This is a genomic window from Variovorax ureilyticus (assembly GCF_037889935.1).
GTDB lineage: Bacteria > Pseudomonadota > Gammaproteobacteria > Burkholderiales > Burkholderiaceae_C > Variovorax > Variovorax ureilyticus.
Genome location: NZ_JBBKZU010000005.1, coordinates 130,131 through 147,767, shown reverse-complemented (window position 1 = coordinate 147,767; position 17,637 = coordinate 130,131). Strand labels below are relative to the sequence as shown.

Sequence of the window (17,637 nt, the reverse complement as noted above, 5' to 3'; positions counted from 1 at the left end):
GGGGCCGAGACGATGACGAATGCCGCGTTCCGATGACTGCATCCTCTGATTTCCACCCCAGGCAACCCTCTGGCGGCCGCCGTCCGCTGCGTGCCCTGTGCGCCGCCCTGGCCATCGCCGCGCAACTGCTGATCCCGGTCCCGGCGGCGGCCCAGCTGCCGAGCATGGGCGACGGCGAAATGACCGCCGCGGCCGAGCGCCATCTCGGCGACACGATTGCCCGCGAGCTCTACCGCGACCCCGACTACATCGATGACCCGGTGCTGCTCGAATACGTGAACGACATCTGGCAGAAACTGCTGGGCGCGGCGCGGATGCGCGGTGAGCTCACGCCGGAACTGGAAGAGCGGTTCGCCTGGACCATTCTTCTGGGCCGTGACCGCACGATCAACGCCTTCGCGCTGCCGGGCGGCTACCTCGGCGTGAACCTGGGGCTGATCGCGGTGGTCGGCAGCCGGGACGAACTTGCCACGGTGCTCGGGCACGAAATGTCGCACGTCACCCAGCGCCACATCGCGCGCATGATGACCTCGCAGAACAAGCAGCTGCCGCTGATGCTCGCGGGCATGATCCTCGGCATGATCGCGGCGAGCAAGAGCCGTCAGCCCGACGCCGGCCAGGCGGTGATGATGGGCAGCCAGGCCGCGTTCATGCAGAACCAGCTGAGCTTCTCGCGGGACATGGAGCGCGAGGCCGACCGCATCGGCTTCGGCGTGATGAGCCAGGCGGGCTTTGCGCCGCAGGGTGCGGCGTCGATGTTCGAAAAGCTCCAGTACGCCTCGCGTCTGAACGACAACGGCTCGTACCCCTACCTGCGCAGCCACCCGCTGACCGGCGAGCGGATCGCGGACATGCAGGCGCGTTTCCAGATGCAGCCCGGAACGAAGACGCCCCTGCCCCTGCTCATGGATCACTCGATGATCTCCGCCCGCGCGCGCGTGCTGACCCGACCGGGCGTCGATGTGCTGCGCCAGTGGGTCGATGTGCCTTCCGGCAGCGAGTTCGCCCGGAGCTCGCCCGCGCAGCAGGCCGGCTTGCTCTACGCGGCGGCGCTCTCCGCGAGCGAGCTTCGTGATTACAAGACGGCACGTGCGTTGGCGCAGCAGCTGCAAACGCGCACCGCCGGGGATCCCGCGGCCGCGCGACTGGCGCGCCTGCTCTCGGCGGAGATCGAGTTGGCGGCAGGCGCCGCGCCGGCCGCTACGGCGCTGCTCAATCCCAAGGCCCAGGACCGGCCGGAAATGCTGCTCGCCGCGCAGGCCGCCGCGGCGACGCGCAACCCGGCGCCGATGGTTCAGCCTTTGCGTGATTGGGTCGCGACGCATCCACGCGACGCGACCGCATGGCGGACCTTGTCGAGCCTCTATGGCGCGCAGAACGACGCCGTTCGAGCGATCCGCGCCGATGCCGAGGCCAACGTCGCGACCCTGGACTATCCGGCGGCGCGCGACCGCCTCAAGGCGGCGCAGGACCTGATCCGCGCCAGCGCACGAGCGCCGGGAGCGACCGTGGACAACTACGAGGCCTCGATCATCGACACGCGCGCGCGCGCAGTGGAGGCGCTCGTGAAGGAGCAGGCCGCAGACATGCGCGCCAACAGGTGATCGAGGTCAGCGCCTGGCGAACAAGCCGCCCAGCGCGGATTCGATGATCAGCCCCAGGATCGAATAGAGCAGCGACCCGATCAGCGCGGCGACGAAGCCGTCGACGTGAAAGCCGGACAGCAACCCCGAAGCGGCCCAGAAGAGTAGTGCGTTGATCACGAACAGGAAAAGTCCCAGCGTGACGATGGTGACCGGCAAGGTCAGCACCACCAGCACCGGGCGCATGAACATGTTCAGAAGACCGATCACCGCGGCAGCGAGAAGCGCCGAGGTGTAGGTCGTGATCTGCACGCCGCTGTAGACGTAGGCGACTGCCAGCAGCGCGAGCGCGCTCAGCAACCACTTGATGAGAAGACGCATTCGCCCGGCGCGTGCCTACTCGGACAGCTCGTTCGCCAGCAGCAGCAGCGCACCCATGCCGACCACTGCGCCCGGGAGAGCCCAGCTCGATTGCCCCGGCGGTGCCACATCCGGTGCTACGGGCTCGAGGTCGACGCCCACCTTCGGCCGGCGCGCGTCGATCACCTGGGCTGCACCGTGTTCGAGCTTCAGCCGCTTGGTCAGGTCCGTCAGCGGCCCCTTGGCGAGGACCGGCGTGACCTGGCTTGCCCGCGCCTGCAGCAATGGCAGGAGTTGTTCCTGCACCTTCGCGAACCACTTGCTGCGCCAGTTCTCGCGCGCGCTGTGGCTGACCCATTTGCTGATGCGGTGCGTCATGCGCGGGGCGCAGGCCACCAGCACCCAGTGGCGCACCAGGACATCGGCCTGCGAGGCCGCCATCCGGGCGAGAAACTCGCGCGCGTAGGCGGGGTCGTCGACGTAAAGAATGACCTTTTCCATGAGTGCTCCTTCTTTCGTTGGTTGGAGTGGCAGAGACATTGGGTCCAGGGGACTGATCAGGCCGTGACGGTCTCGCCCACCTTGGTGCGGCGGGCGGCCAGCCATTTGCCGATCCCGAGCACCAGTAGCGCGCCGATGACACCCGCTGCATAGCGGACGAGGTCGCTCTGTGGCAGCTTCGGCACCCAGGTCCAGTCGGCCGGGTTCGCGATGGACGGGTCCGACACCGCCATCGTGCCGGCGATCCAGCCGAGCAGCATGCCGCCGAGCGTGATGATGATCGGGAAGCGGTCCATCAGCTTGATGACCAACTGGCTGCCCCAGACGATGATCGGAATGCTCACGAGCAGACCGAAGATCACCAGCGGCATCTGGTGGCCCTCGCCCGCGCCTTGCGCGGCGCCGGCGATTGCGATCACGTTGTCCACGCTCATCACGAGGTCGGCCACGATCACGGTCTTCACCGCGGCCCAGAGCTTGTCGCTCGCGGCGATGTCCCCGTGGGCGTCGTCATGTTCCGGGGCCAGGAGCTTGACGCCGATCCACACCAGCAGCAGCGCGCCGGCCAGCTTCAGGAACGGGATCGCCAGAAGGGTGAGCGCGAAGAAGATCAGGACGACGCGCAGAAGAATCGCGCCCGCGGTCCCCCAGAGAATGCCCTTCGTGCGTTGCGCCGGTGGCAGCTTGCGGCAGGCAAGCGCGATCACGACGGCGTTGTCGCCACCGAGCAGGATGTCGATCATGATGATCTGGCCGACCGCGACCCAGAACTCGGGGGTCAGAAACTGTTCCATAAAGTCCTCTGTTCGTTTCGATTCCTTCCGTGTAGGTCGGATTGAAGCGCTCGGATGAGGACCCTCGCCCTCGTGGAACATGCAATCGCTTCGATCGAACCCGCACAGGTCAAATCGAAGGTCTTGCTCGACAGCGTGGGGCTGCCCGACAGGCCGGAAGTGTTGTGCTTCGTATTGACGACCTGGCGATACCCGCTTCTCGGAAAGGCGGGCGGGAGCTACTCCCCTTCGTGGGCGGGATTAGAGCATCGCCGCCGCATCGTGGCAACCCGACGCGCGGAGGGATTTAAAAGAAAGGCGCCGGAATTCCGCGTGGCTAAAGGCTCGGCTGCTATGCATTCGCTAGCGCGCAAATCCTTTGCGGATCCCGGGAAATAGCCGGACTATGATCGCCGCCTTGCATTTTTCGACCCATGGCCGCCATTCACATCACCGACATCGAGGCCGCCATCAATTACTGGCGCGACCGGAAGCCCTCGCCCGACGGGATCACCCTCGCACCCGAGCTGCGGGCTCTGGCCGAGGTCTATGCGCTGATGATCTTCCACCACGAAGACGAGGTCGACGAAGTCGGCTTTCCCGCCAAGGCCTGGGACGCCTGGCTCGCCTGGTACCAGACCACGCCCGACACGCCCTGCATCGCGATCTGCTCCACCAGCCAGGGCGACGATGAGTGCAAGGGCTGCGGACGCAGCTTCGACGAAGTCCAGCATTGGCCCGCCATGACGCCGGCGGAGAAGCGCTCGACCTGGCGCCGCATCACGATGCAGGATTCGGCCTGGCGCTTCAACCGGTATTCGGAGCGTGCCCGTGAGGCCGAACACATCCGCCCGGATGACGAAGACGGCGAGCCGGTTCCCGAAAGCGACAAGAACGCAGGCTGAGCCCATGCGCCGCATCGCGCAAGCCCCCAATCTCGCCATTGCGACCCTGTGGGTGCACGCCCTGCGCGAGGGCGGCGTCGATGCCTCGGTACAGCGCGAATACCTGGGCGCCGCAGCCGGCCAGTTGCCGCCCGATCAATGTCTGCCGGAGGTCTGGATCGAGGACGAAGAGCAGTTCGATCTCGCCGAACGCCTGCTGCACGAATTGCGGCACCGGCCTCAACGGCGCTGGCAGTGCCAGTGCGGTGAACTCGTGGAAGGCGGCTTTGAGCAGTGCTGGCGATGCGGCGCCATGATGCCGCGCATTTAGCTGGCCCCCAGCCTTGCCCACTTCGTGTGGTTCTGTCGTGCGGCCGCCAGAGGCGGCGGCTCTTCGCGCACGTCCAAGCCTGCGCAGGCAGGCTTGGAGCCGCGGCCCTCAGCCCCCTTTCCGGGGGGCAACACCAGCGGCCCGGCAAAGCCGGTTCCGCGGTGTTCCAGGCCGGGCTTCGCCGGCCGTGAGCGCCGGGGCCTCGGGTGGCGCGCAGCGCACGCCCATTCGTGGGCAGTCGCGGAACCGGCTTTGCCGGGCCGCTGACTGCGCCCCCGGTAGGGGGTGGGCGGCTACGCGGAGCGAGCAAGCCTGGGGGGGAGCAACAAAACCGGCTCGATGTCGACGTGGCGCGTACCGTCGCCGAGCATCAGCACGCCTTCCTGAATGGTCGCCTGCAATTGCATCGAACGCTGCGCCAGCGTGGCCAGCGATTGTGATGCCGCAGTCGGGATGCGGAACACCGACAGGTTCTGCGGCCGCGTCAGCTTGCCCTCGATGCCGCGCCACCAGATTTCGGCAGCATGGTTGAAGGCGTAGACGATCACCTCTTCGGACTTGCCGCAGGCTTTCACGATCGGCTTGTCCTCGGGCTGTCCGACTTCGATCCACAGCTTGGTCTCGCCGGTGAAATCGCGCAGCCAGACGTCCGGCTCGTCCGGATTCGACAGCCCGGCGCCGAACGCCAGCGTGCCGTCGCCGTTGCAGACGTCCTGCAGCTTGTACGCGTTGAGCGCCAGCGCGGCGAGGCGAATCATCATCCGCTCGTCGGTCTCGCTCGGATGCCGCGCCAGCGTCAGCGCGTGGTCCGCGTAATAGCCGTGATCGATGTCCGCGACGGCGAGATTCGCCTTGAAGATGGTGGATTTAAGTGCCATCAGATTCGCCGCCGGGGCGCCCCAAGGCGAATCAACCCCCTCGGGGGGCAGCGAGGACACGAAGTGCCGAGCGTGGGGGCGTTCATTCGCCGCCGGGGCGCCCCAAGGCGAATCAGCCCCCTCGGGGGGCAGCGAGGACACGAAGTGCCGAGCGTGGGGGGGGCCTTCATGCCCGCCGGGCCAGTTCGGCTGCCTTGCCGATGTAGCTGGCCGGCGTCATGGCGAGCAGGCGCTCCTTCTCCGCTTGGGGAATCTCGAGCGAACGGATGAGCCCGTGCAGCGCTTCGGCGGTCACCGTCTTGCCGCGGGTGACTTCCTTCAACTGCTCGTAAGCGCCCTGCACGCCGAATCGGCGCATCACGGTCTGGATGGGCTCGGCGAGCACCTCCCACGATGCGTCGAGGTCTTCCGCGAGCGCTTCCTCGTTCAGCTCGAGCTTGCCCAGACCTGTCGCGAGGCTTGCATACGCCAGGGTCGCATAGCCGAGCGCCACGCCGATGTTGCGCAGCACCGTGCTGTCGGTCAGGTCGCGCTGCCAGCGGCTGATCGGCAGCTTTTCGCTCAGATGGCGCAGGATCGCGTTCGCGAGACCGAGGTTGCCCTCGGCGTTCTCGAAGTCGATCGGATTGACCTTGTGCGGCATCGTCGACGAGCCGATCTCGCCCTTCTTCAGGCGCTGCTTGAAGTAGCCGAGGCTGACGTAGCCCCAGATGTCGCGCGAGAAGTCGACCAGGATCGTGTTGAGGCGCGCCACCGCATCGAAGATCTCGGCCATGTAGTCGTGCGGCTCGATCTGGATGCTGTAGGGCTGGAACGTCAGGCCCAGGCCCAGCGGCGCCGGCGTCTCGACCACCTTGCGGCTGAAGGCTTCCCAGTCGAAATCGGGCCACGCAGCCATGTGCGCGTTGTAATTGCCCACGGCGCCATTCATCTTGGCGAGCAGCTTCACCCCGGCGATCTGCTCGCGCGCCTTGGCGAGGCGCACGGCGACATTGGCGATTTCCTTGCCCACGGTGGTCGGGCTGGCGGTCTGGCCGTGCGTGCGCGAAAGCATCGACACGTCGGCGAACTTGGTCGCCATCTCGCGCAGCGTCGCGATGAGGCCGTCGATCGCGGGCAGCACCACCTTCTCGCGCGCCGCCTGGATCTGCAGGGCGTGGCTGGTGTTGTTGATGTCCTCGCTCGTGCAGGCGAAGTGCACGAACTCGGAAGCGGCAAGCAGCTCGGGGCGGGCCTCGAACTTGGACTTGATCCAGTACTCGACCGCTTTCACATCGTGGTTGGTGGTCTTCTCGATCTGCTTGATCGCGATCGCGTCGGCTTCGGAGAAGTTGGAGACGAGCCCGAGCAGGTACTTGCGGGCGCCGCCGGTGAGGGGCTTGAATTCGGCGAAGCCGCAGTCGGAAAGGGCGATGAACCATGCCACTTCCACCTGCACTCGCCTGTGCATGTAACCCTGTTCGCTCATCAGCGGACGCAGGGCCGCCAGCTTGGCCGCGTAGCGGCCGTCGAGCGGGGAAAGGGCGGAAACAGTGGAGAAAGTCATGCGCCAATTTTAGGTCGCGCCATGTTCCCGGCAATTTCGGTCGGCCGTGGCTTCCCGGTAGAAGGCGATCCGTCCGGCCGTGGCGCTGGCCTCGTTCTCATAGAATCAAAGCGCTACAACGATGACCCTGATGGGGGGAATGCCCGCATGAAACTGATCGGATCCGCTGCCAGCCCTTACGTGCGCAAGGTGCGCGTGGTCATGGCCGAGAAGCGGCTCGACTACCAGTTCGTGTTCGAAGACGTCTGGTCTGACGACACCACGATTTCCAGTGCCAACCCGCTCGGCAAGGTGCCTTGCCTGATCATGGACGGCAGCGAAGCGATGTTCGACTCGCGCGTGATCGTCGAGTACCTCGACACGATGTCGCCGGTCGGCAAGCTGATCCCGCAGCAGAGCCGCGAGCGCGCCGAGGTCAAGACCTGGGAAGCGCTGGCCGACGGCGTGATGGATGCCGGTGTCCTGTGGCGCCTCGAGGTCACCTGGCCCAAGCGCAGCGAGGGCGAGCGCAGCCAGGCGTGGATCGATCGCCAGCGGGCCAAGGTGCTTGCAGGCATCGCGGCCATGTCCAAGGGGCTGGGCGACAAGCCCTTCTGCAGCGGCATCCACCTCAGCCTGTCGGACATCGCGGTTGGCTGTGCGCTGGGATGGATCACCTACCGCTTCCCGGAGATCGACTGGCGCGCCGACCACGCCAATCTCGCCAAGCTCTACGACAAGCTGATGCTGCGCCCGAGCTTCGCCGATACCCAGCCCTGACGCCTTCGGCGTCCACAAGGCAGAAAGCCCCGCATCGCGGGGCTTTTTTGTTGTCCGGCCGCTGGATCAAGCGCCGGAGAGTCGAATGAAAAATGTTGCGAGGCGCCCCGAAACGAAGGAGGGAGGGAGGGAGGAGGAGAAGAATCGCCTCGGGATTTCAGCCAAACGGCAGGCGCCTGGAAGACCTCGCAACATGAAAACCGCCGGGTGTTTCGCACCCGAAACCGTATGAGCGTGCCCCCGCGACCCGGTTCCCTGCGTAGAGGTAAACATTTGTGACGCTTCGGTAAAGAGATTGTCAATCCGGGTTGACCGCGAGTTGTTTTTCCACGTCGCGGATGAAGCCCCGGTCATCCGGCGACGTGAGGCTCGAATAGGACTCGACGACCCTGCCGTCGCGCGCTATCAGGTATTTGTAGAAATTCCACTTCGGCGTGGTTCCGGAAACCTGCGCCAACTCCTTGAACAGCGGGTTCGCTTGGGGGCCTCGCACCGAACTCTTGGTGAACATCGGAAATTTGACGCCGAAGGTGCTTTCGCAGAAATCGGCGATTTCCTTGTTCGAGCCCGACTCCTGCGCGAAGTCGTTCGAAGGAAAGCCCAGCACCACCAGCCCGCGCGACCGGTACTTCTGGTCGAGCGCCTCAAGGCCCTTGTACTGGGGCGTGAAGCCGCAGAAGCTCGCCGTGTTGACCACCAGCACCACCTTGCCGGCGTACTGGCACAGGGCCTGGGGCTTTTCGTCCTGGAGCCGCGCGAACGTGTGCTGCAAAATCGCGGGGCAGGTGGAGGGTGTGGCGTCCTGGGCGGCGGCGCTCGCGGCCGCGCAGCCGGAAATCAGGGCCATCAGACAGATCCGGATCGAGCTTCGCATGGCGAATTCCCTTCGAAAAAGCGGCGCAAATGGCGGTGCGGATTGCCGTGTCGTCCCGGTGCGCAACCCGCATCATCGCTCGCGTGTCACGGGGCCGCCAAACCCCCCCGATTAAAATCCTGCGGCTCAAGAAAGAACCCTATGCTGTACCCGGAACTCTTCAGACAACTCGAATCCGTCCGTTGGGACATGGACAAGGACATTCCGTGGCAGTCCTTCGACGGGTCGCTTCTCTCTGAAGAACAGGCCCAGACCATCAAGATGAACGCGATCACGGAATGGGCGGCGCTGCCTGCCACCGAGATGTTCTTGCGGGACAACCGGCACGACAGCGACTTCTCCGCGTTCATGTCCATCTGGTTCTTCGAGGAGCAGAAGCACTCCCTGGTGCTGATGGAATACCTGAAGCGTTTCAGCCCGCAGCATGCCCCGACCGAGCAGGAACTGCACGACGTGCGCTTCGACTTCGACCCCGCCCCGCCGCTGGAGACGCTGATGCTGCACTTCTGCGGCGAAATCCGCCTCAACCACTGGTATCGCCGCGCGGCCGAGTGGCACACCGAGCCGGTCATCAAGCACATCTACACCACGCTGAGTCAGGACGAGGCCCGCCACGGCGGCGCTTACCTGCGCTACATGCGCCGCGCGCTCGAGAAGTTCGGCGACGAGGCGCGCGCCGCCTTCACCAAGGTCGGCGTGCTCATGGCGAGCGCGCGTCGAACCGCGCAGGCCTTGCATCCGACCAACCTGCACGTCAACAAGGCGCTGTTCCCCAACGACACCATCCAGAGCCGCGTGCCCGACCCCAACTGGCTCGAACACTGGCTCGACAAGCAGATCAAGTTCGATGCCGTCTGGGAAACCAAGGTCGGCGACCGCATCCTGCACAACCTGAGCCTGCTGATGAACCGCAGCTTCAAGACGGTGCAGGAACTCAACCGCTACCGCAAGGAAATCACCACCTCGCTCGGCCCCAAGCCCGAGTACCAAGGCGCATAGGGAGCTCGCCCCCAGCCTCGCCCACTTCGTGTGGCTCGGACACCCCCTACCGGGGGCAACACCAGCGGGCCGGCGAAGCCGGTTTCGCGGTGTTTCGCGAATGGGCCCGGCTGCGCCGGCCAAGATCCCGATCAGCGGCGTTCGACGATGACGGGTGCCAGTGGCAGTCCGTTGCGGGCCTGCTCGGCCGCATCGCGCGCCATATCGCGTGTTGCGTAGGGGCCGGCTTGGATGCGGTGGACGCCACGCTCGCTGAAGATATTCAGAGACGCAGCCAGCCCTGGCATCTCGCGTGCGACCTGCTGTTGGAAGCGCACCGCCCCTTCGCGCTGACTGAAGGCGCCGAGCTGCACCCAGAACCCGGTAGACGGGGCCGCCGTCGGTTGCGCACCGACAGTCAGCGGCGACGCATCCAGGGGTGCCGGCCCTGGCGCAGCGAGCGGCGTCATTGGCGGCAGCGCCGTCACTTCCATCGTTTCTACGCGCGGTGTCGCTGCGACCGGGGCGGTCAGTGCCAGGGGCACGGCGACGCTCTCTGTCGCGGCGACCTGGATCGGCCTGGCCACCGGCGTCGGCTGCTGCGCGAACTGCGTCGTGTCGGCATTGCCGCGCCGCCATGCCCCGGTCCGGATGTCCTCGTTCGTGATGCGCTCGATCTCCACGGGCGCGACGCCGCGCAGCAGGTCGAGCTTCAGTGCGGCGGTGTAGCTCAGGTCGATGACGCGATCGTCGTGGAAAGGCCCACGATCGTTCACGCGCACGATCACCTCGCGCCCGTTGGCCGGATTGCGCACCCGAACGTAGCTCGGCAGCGGCAGGGTCTTGTGCGCCGCAGTCATCGCGTACATGTCGTAGGGTTCGCCGCTCGCGGTCGACTGGCGATGGAATTTGGTGCCGTACCAGGACGCGAGCCCGCTCTCGCGGAACGGCCGGTCGTCCACGATGGGAACGTACGACCTGCCCATCACCACATACGGCTTGCTGGTGCCGCCGTTGCTGCGGATGGCCTCGAGGCGCGGCTCCGCGTCGGGAACCTGGCTGATATTGCCCGGCGGAGTGGCCTCGGCGCCGTCGCGGCCGCCGCGCGGGCCGCTCGCGCAGCCGGCGAGAAAGAGAAACGTCGCGCCGGCGATCAACGCCAGGGCGCGTTGGGATGAGCGTTGCGGCGCCTCAGTCAAAGACCGACTTCCATAGCGCCAGCATGGCTTCGCGCTCGGTCACGAGCGAGGTCAGCGGAACCTGCGTCGGCTCCTCGTTGAGCCGCGCCCGATGCTGCACCCGACGTAGCTCGCGATACGCTGCGGCCGCTTTCCGGCCGACACCTTCGGGCAACAGGCCCGCGTCTTCGGCGCGCTGCAGCAGGGCGATGTTGCCGACGTTGGGGATCAGCTCCGGGTGGTCCTTGGCCGCCGACAGCAGCAGGAACTGCACCGCGAACTCGGCGTCCACCATGCCGCCCGCGCTGTGCTTGACGTCGAAGCGGTCCGGCTTCACCGGACGCGCCGAGCGCACCTTCTCGCGCATCGCGACGATCTCGGCCTTGAGCGCCTCCCGGTCGCGCGGCGCGGTGATCACCGCCTCGCGGACGCGATCGAAGCGCTCGCCCAGCGACGGCTCGCCGAGCACGAAGCGCGCGCGTGTCATGGCCTGGTGTTCCCAGGTCCATGCGGTGTTGCTGCCGCGGCCGAGCTGGTACTTCTCGTAAGCCTCGAAGCTCGTCGTGAGCAGCCCCGAATTGCCGTTGGGCCGCAGCGCGGTGTCGATCTCGAAGAGGTCGCCCTCGCGCGTCTGCACCGTGAGCCAGTTGATGAGCTTGCGCACGTAGGCGGCGTAGACCTCGCCGGCGCGGTCGTCGTCATCGTCGTAGACGAACACGATGTCGAGATCGCTGCCGTAGCCCAGTTCCTTTCCGCCGAGCTTTCCGTAGCCGATGATCGCGAACTGCGGCTGCTCGCGGTGCGGGTTGCGCACATGCGGCCAGCACCACCGCGCGGTCACGCGCAGCACGGAGTCGGCCAGTGCACTCAGGTCGTCGGCCACCTGCTCGACGGTGATGCGGTCGTCGACGTCGCGCGCGAGCGTGCGGAACACCTCGGCGTGATGCGCGTGGCGCAGCAGGTTCAGAAGCCGCTCCTCGTCCGCTTCGCCGGTGCGCGTGAGCGACTCGCGGCGCGCCTCCAGCTCGCGCTCGAACTCCGACACCACGAAGCGGCCCGACAGCATCTCGTCGCTCGCGAGCTCGTCGATCACGCCCGGGTGCTGCATCAGGTAGCGCGCCGGCCATTTGGCCGAACCCAGCAGGCGCAGAAGCCGTTCCTGCACCGCGGGACGCTCGACCAGCAGCGCGATGTAGTTCTCGCGCCGCAGCAGGGGCTCGATCCAGTCGGCCCAGCGCAGTGCGCCGTCGACGTGGTGGCCGACCTTGCCCGGCGCTTCGCTGTCGGGCTCGCGCAGCCACTGGCCGGTCCGCTGCACCAATTGGCGCAGCCGTGCGCGCGTTTCGTCGCGCAGCGCAAGAATTCGCGGGTTGTCGCGCCAGGCCTTGATGCGCTCCGCGAAGGCCCCGGGCAACTCCTCGATCAGGTCGGAAAGGTCGGCCGGCGGCGTACTGCGTCCGCCGCCGTTGCAGCCTTTGCAGGGCGCCTTGCCGCCGAGCAGCTTGTCGAACTCCTGTGCGACGAGTTCGCGGTGCGTGTCGAGTTGCGCGAGAAAGGCGCAGCAGTCCGCATAGCCGAGCGTCTCGGCGATCCACCGCACATCGTCGTCGTTGACCGGCAGCACATGCGTCTGCTGGTCGTCCAGGTACTGGATGCGGTGCTCCACCCGGCGCAGGAACTCATAGGCAGAGGCCAGCGCATCCGCCGTTTCCTGCGGCATCAGGCTGGCACGCGCGAGGCGTTGCAGCGCATCGAGCGTCGGGCGGGTGCGCAGCTCCGGGAACTGGCCGCCGCGCACCACCTGCAGCAGCTGCACGGTGAATTCGATTTCCCGAATGCCGCCGCGCGACAGCTTCACGTCGTTCGCGCGCTCCGGCCGGCCCGCGCTGCGGCGCGATGCCTGCTCGCGGATCTGGCGGTGCAGCGTGCGCAGCGAATCGAACACGCTGTAGTCCAGGTAGCGGCGGAACACGAAGGGCAGCACCACGCCGCGCAATGCCTGAGCCGAGCCGCTGGTCACCACCGAACGCGGTGCGACCACGCGGCTCTTGAGCCACGCGAAGCGCTCCCATTCGCGGCCCTGCACCTGGAAGTACTCTTCCAGCGCATCGAGCGAGACCACGCTGGGGCCCGAGTTGCCGTTGGGCCGCAGCGCGAGGTCGATGCGAAACACGAAGCCGTGCTCGGTGGTGTCGCCGACCAATGCATAGATGCGCTTGACGGCCCGTGCGAAGTACTCCTGGTTGGAGAGCCTGCCGCGGCCGTCGACATCGCCGGCGGTCTCGCCGTCCTGGTCGTAGAGATAGATCAGGTCGATGTCGCTCGAGACATTGAGCTCGCGTGCGCCGAGCTTGCCCATGCCGACGACCCAGAGCTGGGCGCGCTCGCCGTTGGGGCCGATCGGCGAGCCGTGCATCGCGTCGAGCTCCGCGCAGGCTTCGTGGCAGGCGACGTCGAGGGCGAATTCGGCCAGTTCGGTGACCGCCGTGGTCACGACCGCGAGCGGCGCCTGTTCGTCGCAGTCGAGCGCGATGAGCCGCTCCATGACGAGCTGCCGCACGGTGCGCAGCGCATCGGCGACATTGACCCCTCGGCCGCGAAGGGATTCGTATGCCGCGGCCATATGTGACAGCACCGGTGCGCCCGGCGGCAGCAACGGCAGTTCCGCGGCATAGCGCCGGCGCAAGCGCTGGACGAATCGCGAATGGCCCGAGAGGGGCGAGGGAAGGCTGGGGAGAGGCGATGGCCGATGCGACACGGGGTGGGGGTGGGTGGAACCCGGTTGGGGGCTGGCAGTCATAATTCCCGGCACAGCGCGATCCTCAATGAACGACACGACGTCTTCCCCTTCACGTCTGCTCAAGGTCACCGCTGTCGCGGCGCGCTGGCTGCTGGGGCTTCTGGTCGGTGCATGGCTGCTGCTGGCGCTGTCAGTCGTTGTCCTACACGTCTGGATTGTGCCGCGAATCGGCGATTACCGTGGCGCGCTCGAGGCGCAGGCCACACGCGCCATCGGCGTACCGGTGCGCATCGGCTCGATCGAGGCGCGTTCGGGCAGCTTCTTTCCGACCGTCGAACTGCGCGACGTGGTCCTCGAAGACTCACGGGGGCAGGAAGCCCTGCGGCTCATGCGGGTGATCGGCAGCGTCTCGCCGCGCTCGCTCTGGAACCTGAGTTTCGAGCAGCTCTACATCGAGCAGCCGCAGGTCGACGTCCGGCGCGACACCGAAGGCCGGCTGCATATCGCGGGCCTGGAGATGTCCACCCAGACCAGCGGCGGCGGCGATGGCGCCGACTGGTTCTTCGCGCAGCGCGAAGTCCTCGTGCAGGGCGGCACCGTGCGCTGGATCGACGAGGCCCGCAAGACCGAGCCGCTGTTGCTGACCGACGTGCAGTTCGTGGCCCGCAACGGCGGCCGCAGACACGCGATGCGCATGGACGCCACGCCGCCGACCGGCTGGGGCCAGCGCTTCACGCTGATCGGCGACTTGCGCCAGCCGCTTCTCTCCGTGCGCCGGGGGAACTTCAAGACCTGGGACGGCCAGCTCTTCGCCAACCTCCCCTACATCGACGTGACGCGGCTCGGGCGCTACGTGGACCTCGATGCCCGGATCCGCGAAGGCAGCGGCGGCTTGCGTCTCTGGGCCGACGTCACGGACGGCCAGCTTTCGGGGGCGGTCGCCGATCTCGCGCTCAGGAAAGTCGACGCCTCGCTCGCCAAGGACCTCCAGCCGCTGGTGCTGCGCGATGTCAGCGGCCGCCTGGCCGGCCGGCTCGACGAGGGCACCTTCGAGTTCTCCACCACCAACCTGCAGTTCGAGACCAGCGACGGCATCCGCTGGCCCGGCGGCAACGTCTGGCTGCAGCACACACCCGCGAAAGGCAGGGTGACCGAACGGGGCGCCTTCCGTGCCGACCGGCTCGATCTCGCGGCGCTGGCGCTGATCGCGGACCGGCTTCCAATCGGCGATGCGAGTCGCAAGCTCATCGATTCCTATGGCCTGCGCGGTCTGGTGGAGCGAATCGACGCCAACTGGCAAGGCCCGCCCGGCGCGCCCGACAAATACCAGTTGCGCGGCCGCGTGAGCAACTTCAGCGTGGCATCGCAGCCGGGCGAACATGCCGAGTCCGCGGCCGGGCCCGCCCGCCCCGCGGCCCCCCGCAACGGCCAGCACGCCGGCGCACCGGCGATCGCGGCGAGTACGGCGGCCGCGGAGCCGCCTCGGCCGCCCGTGGGGGTTCCTGGCGTACAGGGAGCCACGGTCGAGTTCGATGCAAACCAGGCTGGCGGCCACGCCACTGCGTCGATCGCCAAGGGTTCCCTGGACTTCCCGGGCGTGTTCGAAGAGCCGGTGATCCCCATCGATCAGCTCTCGACGCAGCTGCAGTGGAAGATCGACGGCCCCGCGGTCCAGTTGCAGGTCGCGGGCCTGCGCTTTTCCAACGCCGATGCGGAAGGCGAGGCGACCGCGAACTGGCGCACCAGCGATCCGGCGATGTCGCATGGCCGCGGGCGCTACCCGGGCGTGCTCGATCTGCAGGGCAAGCTCAACCGCGCCGACGGCACGCGCGTGCACCGCTACCTGCCGCTGGTGATTCCCAAGCAGACGCGCGATTACGTGCGCGACGCGGTGACCAAGGGCACGGCGAGTTCCGTGGACTTCAAGGTCCGCGGCGACCTCTACGACATGCCTTTCATGGACCCGAAGCACGGCGACTTCCGCATCGCCGCGCGCGTGGCCGACGTGACCTATGCGTACGTGCCGCCGGTGCAAACCACCGTCGCGTGGCCTGCGCTGACGGCCCTGTCGGGCGAACTCGTCTTCGAACGCGCCGGCATGCTGGTGCGCAATGCGCGCGGTCGCATCGTCGGTGCGCCAGGGGTGGAGGTGACGAAGGCCGAGGCGCAGATCGCCGACATGTCGCACCATGCGGCGCTGCTCAGGGTCGACGCGCAGGCCAAGGGGCCGCTCGGCGAAGTGCTCAAGGCCGGCGCGCCGCTTACCGGGCCCGCCGAATCGACGCTGGCCGCCATGCGCGCCACCGGCCAGGCGGACTACAAGCTCCGGCTCGAACTACCGCTCGCGGCCATGGAGAAGTCGAAGGTGCAGGCCAGCGTCGCGCTGCTCGACAACGAAGTCCAACTCGCGCCATCCGCGCCGTCGCTGACGCAGGCGCGCGGCACGCTCAATTTCACCGAGGCGGGCTTCTCGCTCGCCGGCATCCAGGCCCGCGCGGCGGGCGGTGCGGTGCGCCTCGAGGGCAGCGGCCGCTTCGGCGCGTCGAGCGACATGAGCTTCCGCGCCCAGGGCACCGCGACGGCCGAAGGACTGCGTGCAACGCGCGAGGTCGACTGGATCGCGCGCCTTGCGAAGAACGCGTCCGGCAGCACCGCCTACACGGCCAATCTCTCGCTCCGCGACGGCACGCCCGAGTTCCTGGTCACCAGCAGCCTGCAGGGGCTGGGGTTGCAACTGCCGCATCCGCTGACCAAGGCGCCCGACGAGTCGATGCCCCTGCGGGTGGAGAAGAAAGTCGTTTCTCGCGAGAACCGCCCGGGCGGCGCGAAGCCGGTGGTGATCGACCAGATCTCCGCCGAACTCGGCCGCGCCGCTTCGGCGACCTACGTGCGCGACATCTCCGGCGACGACGCGCGGGTGCTGCGCGGCGGCATCGGCGTGGGACTGGCCGCCGGCGAATCGGCCGCGCCGCCCGAGCGCGGCGTGTTTGCGAATCTGCGCTTCGAACGGCTCGACATCGCGGCCTGGCAGGCGCTCTTCGGCGAAACGACCGGCAGTTCGGCGGGCAGGGCATCGGATGCGGGCGGCGGCGACGCCGCCGACGAGTTCCTGCCGACGCAGATCGCGCTGCGCGCGCAGGAGCTCGCCTTCGGCGGCCGCACGCTCCACAACGTGGTGCTCGGCGGCACGCGCGACGGACCGGTCTGGCGCGCCAACATCGACGCGACCGAACTCAGCGGCTATGCGGAATACCGCCACGCGCAGGCCGGGCGCCTGTATGCACGGCTGGCGCGGCTGAAGATCGCGCGCTCCGAGGCCACCGCGGTCGAGTCCCTGCTCGACGAGCAGCCGAGCACGCTGCCGGCGCTCGACATCGTGGTCGATGACTTCGAGCTCTTCGGCCACCGGCTCGGGCGCGCCGAGATCGACGCGGTCAACCGCGGCGGCCTGGGGCGCGAATGGCGCCTCAACCGGCTTGCGATGATCAATCCCGATGCGACTTTCACCGCGCAGGGCAGCTGGGCGGCGGCGCCGGGCGCGGGCGCCCCGGGGGGCGGCCGCGATGCGCGCCGCACCGGCATGGACTTCAAGCTCGAGATCGCCGATGCCGGCGGGTTGCTCGGCCGCTTCGGCATGAAGGACGTGGTCCGCCGCGGTCGCGGCCGGCTGGAAGGCGACGTGAGCTGGAACGGCTCGCCCTTCTCGCTCGACTACCCGAGCCTGGCCGGGCAGCTGCAGATCAACGTCGAATCGGGGCAGTTCCTCAAGGCCGATCCGGGCATCGCCAAGCTGCTCGGCGTGCTCAGTCTGCAGGCCCTGCCGCGCCGGCTCACGCTCGACTTCCGCGATGTGTTCAGCGAGGGCTTCGCCTTCGATTTCCTGCGTGGCGACGTGAAGATCGACCAGGGTGTAGCCTCCACCAACAATCTGCAGATGAAGGGCGTCAACGCGGCCGTGCTGATGGACGGCTCCGCCGACCTCGCGCACGAGACGCAAAGCCTGCGCGTGGTGGTCGTGCCCGAGATCAACGCCGGCACCGCCGCGCTCGTGGCGACCGCGATCAATCCCGCGATCGGGCTGGGCACCTTTCTGGCGCAGATGGTGTTGAGCAGGCCGCTGGTCGCGGCCGCGACCCAGGAATTCAAGATCGACGGCACCTGGACCGACCCGAAAATCACCCGGGTGCCGCGCCGGCTGGCGTCCGAAGCCGCGGGCTCGCCCGCGACGCCGGCCCCGCGATGAGAACAAGGA

The 17,637-nt window shown here is 67.6% G+C and carries 14 protein-coding genes; 6 read left to right on the top strand and 8 right to left on the bottom strand.

Translation table 11 applies throughout. The features are described from left to right. Positions 1-32 precede the first annotated feature (32 nt). Entirely contained in the window at positions 33-1,604 is a 1,572-nt protein-coding gene (locus WKW77_RS13110; RefSeq protein ID WP_340357283.1) for a M48 family metalloprotease, read from the top strand. Positions 1,605-1,610: 6 nt separating this feature from the next. Here the strand turns inward: WKW77_RS13110 and WKW77_RS13105 are convergent, their stop codons facing one another. From WKW77_RS13105 to WKW77_RS13095, 3 genes are read right to left on the bottom strand one after another with little or no spacing between them, the layout of a single operon-like run. After that, entirely contained in the window at positions 1,611-1,964 is a 354-nt protein-coding gene (locus tag WKW77_RS13105) for a phage holin family protein (RefSeq protein WP_340357282.1), read from the bottom strand. A 15-nt stretch (positions 1,965-1,979) separates the two neighbouring features. Further along, entirely contained in the window at positions 1,980-2,444 is a 465-nt protein-coding gene (locus WKW77_RS13100) for a hypothetical protein (RefSeq protein WP_340357281.1), read from the bottom strand. Between the two features lie 56 nt (positions 2,445-2,500). Then, on the bottom strand, positions 2,501-3,238 hold the full coding sequence (locus tag WKW77_RS13095; RefSeq protein WP_340357280.1) for a TerC family protein: 738 nt from the start codon (positions 3,236-3,238) through the stop codon (positions 2,501-2,503). Positions 3,239-3,651: 413 nt separating this feature from the next. Between WKW77_RS13095 and WKW77_RS13090 the strand changes: the two genes are divergently transcribed. Further along, positions 3,652-4,122: a DUF3717 domain-containing protein gene (locus tag WKW77_RS13090; protein WP_340357279.1), complete on the top strand. Its 471-nt coding sequence runs from the start codon at positions 3,652-3,654 to the stop codon at positions 4,120-4,122. A gap of 4 nt (positions 4,123-4,126) precedes the next feature. Continuing rightward, positions 4,127-4,432 carry a DUF2007 domain-containing protein gene (locus tag WKW77_RS13085; RefSeq protein ID WP_340357278.1) on the top strand — a complete coding sequence of 102 codons (306 nt, stop codon included), beginning with the start codon at positions 4,127-4,129 and terminating at the stop codon, positions 4,430-4,432. A gap of 293 nt (positions 4,433-4,725) precedes the next feature. On the opposite strand, the gene WKW77_RS13080 is transcribed toward WKW77_RS13085, so the two are convergent. After that, positions 4,726-5,310, bottom strand: a complete 585-nt coding sequence (locus WKW77_RS13080; RefSeq protein ID WP_340357569.1) for a YaeQ family protein — start codon at positions 5,308-5,310, stop codon at positions 4,726-4,728. 166 nt (positions 5,311-5,476) lie between these two features. Beyond that, on the bottom strand, positions 5,477-6,856 hold the full coding sequence (gene purB / locus WKW77_RS13075; protein WP_340357277.1) for an adenylosuccinate lyase: 1,380 nt from the start codon (positions 6,854-6,856) through the stop codon (positions 5,477-5,479). Between the two features lie 147 nt (positions 6,857-7,003). Here purB and WKW77_RS13070 point away from each other — a divergent pair, with 147 nt between their 5' ends. Then, on the top strand, positions 7,004-7,615 hold the full coding sequence (locus WKW77_RS13070) for a glutathione S-transferase N-terminal domain-containing protein (RefSeq protein WP_340357276.1): 612 nt from the start codon (positions 7,004-7,006) through the stop codon (positions 7,613-7,615). Between the two features lie 298 nt (positions 7,616-7,913). On the opposite strand, the gene WKW77_RS13065 is transcribed toward WKW77_RS13070, so the two are convergent. Next, positions 7,914-8,462 carry a glutathione peroxidase gene (locus WKW77_RS13065; RefSeq protein ID WP_340357275.1) on the bottom strand — a complete coding sequence of 183 codons (549 nt, stop codon included), beginning with the start codon at positions 8,460-8,462 and terminating at the stop codon, positions 7,914-7,916. A gap of 168 nt (positions 8,463-8,630) precedes the next feature. On the opposite strand from WKW77_RS13065, the gene WKW77_RS13060 reads away from it, so the two are divergent. Beyond that, positions 8,631-9,488, top strand: coding sequence for a ferritin family protein (locus tag WKW77_RS13060; RefSeq protein ID WP_340357274.1), 858 nt, complete (start codon positions 8,631-8,633; stop codon positions 9,486-9,488). A 131-nt stretch (positions 9,489-9,619) separates the two neighbouring features. On the opposite strand, the gene WKW77_RS13055 is transcribed toward WKW77_RS13060, so the two are convergent. Further along, a complete protein-coding gene (locus WKW77_RS13055; RefSeq protein ID WP_340357273.1) occupies positions 9,620-10,624 on the bottom strand; it encodes a septal ring lytic transglycosylase RlpA family protein in 1,005 nt (334 codons plus the stop codon). Positions 10,625-10,658: 34 nt separating this feature from the next. Beyond that, on the bottom strand, positions 10,659-13,445 hold the full coding sequence (gene glnE, locus WKW77_RS13050; protein WP_340357272.1) for a bifunctional [glutamate--ammonia ligase]-adenylyl-L-tyrosine phosphorylase/[glutamate--ammonia-ligase] adenylyltransferase: 2,787 nt from the start codon (positions 13,443-13,445) through the stop codon (positions 10,659-10,661). Positions 13,446-13,470: 25 nt separating this feature from the next. Here glnE and WKW77_RS13045 point away from each other — a divergent pair, with 25 nt between their 5' ends. Beyond that, the gene (locus tag WKW77_RS13045) at positions 13,471-17,628 is read left to right on the top strand and encodes a YhdP family protein (protein ID WP_340357271.1); all 4,158 of its coding nucleotides are present in this window, start codon (positions 13,471-13,473) and stop codon (positions 17,626-17,628) included. Positions 17,629-17,637 lie beyond the last annotated feature (9 nt).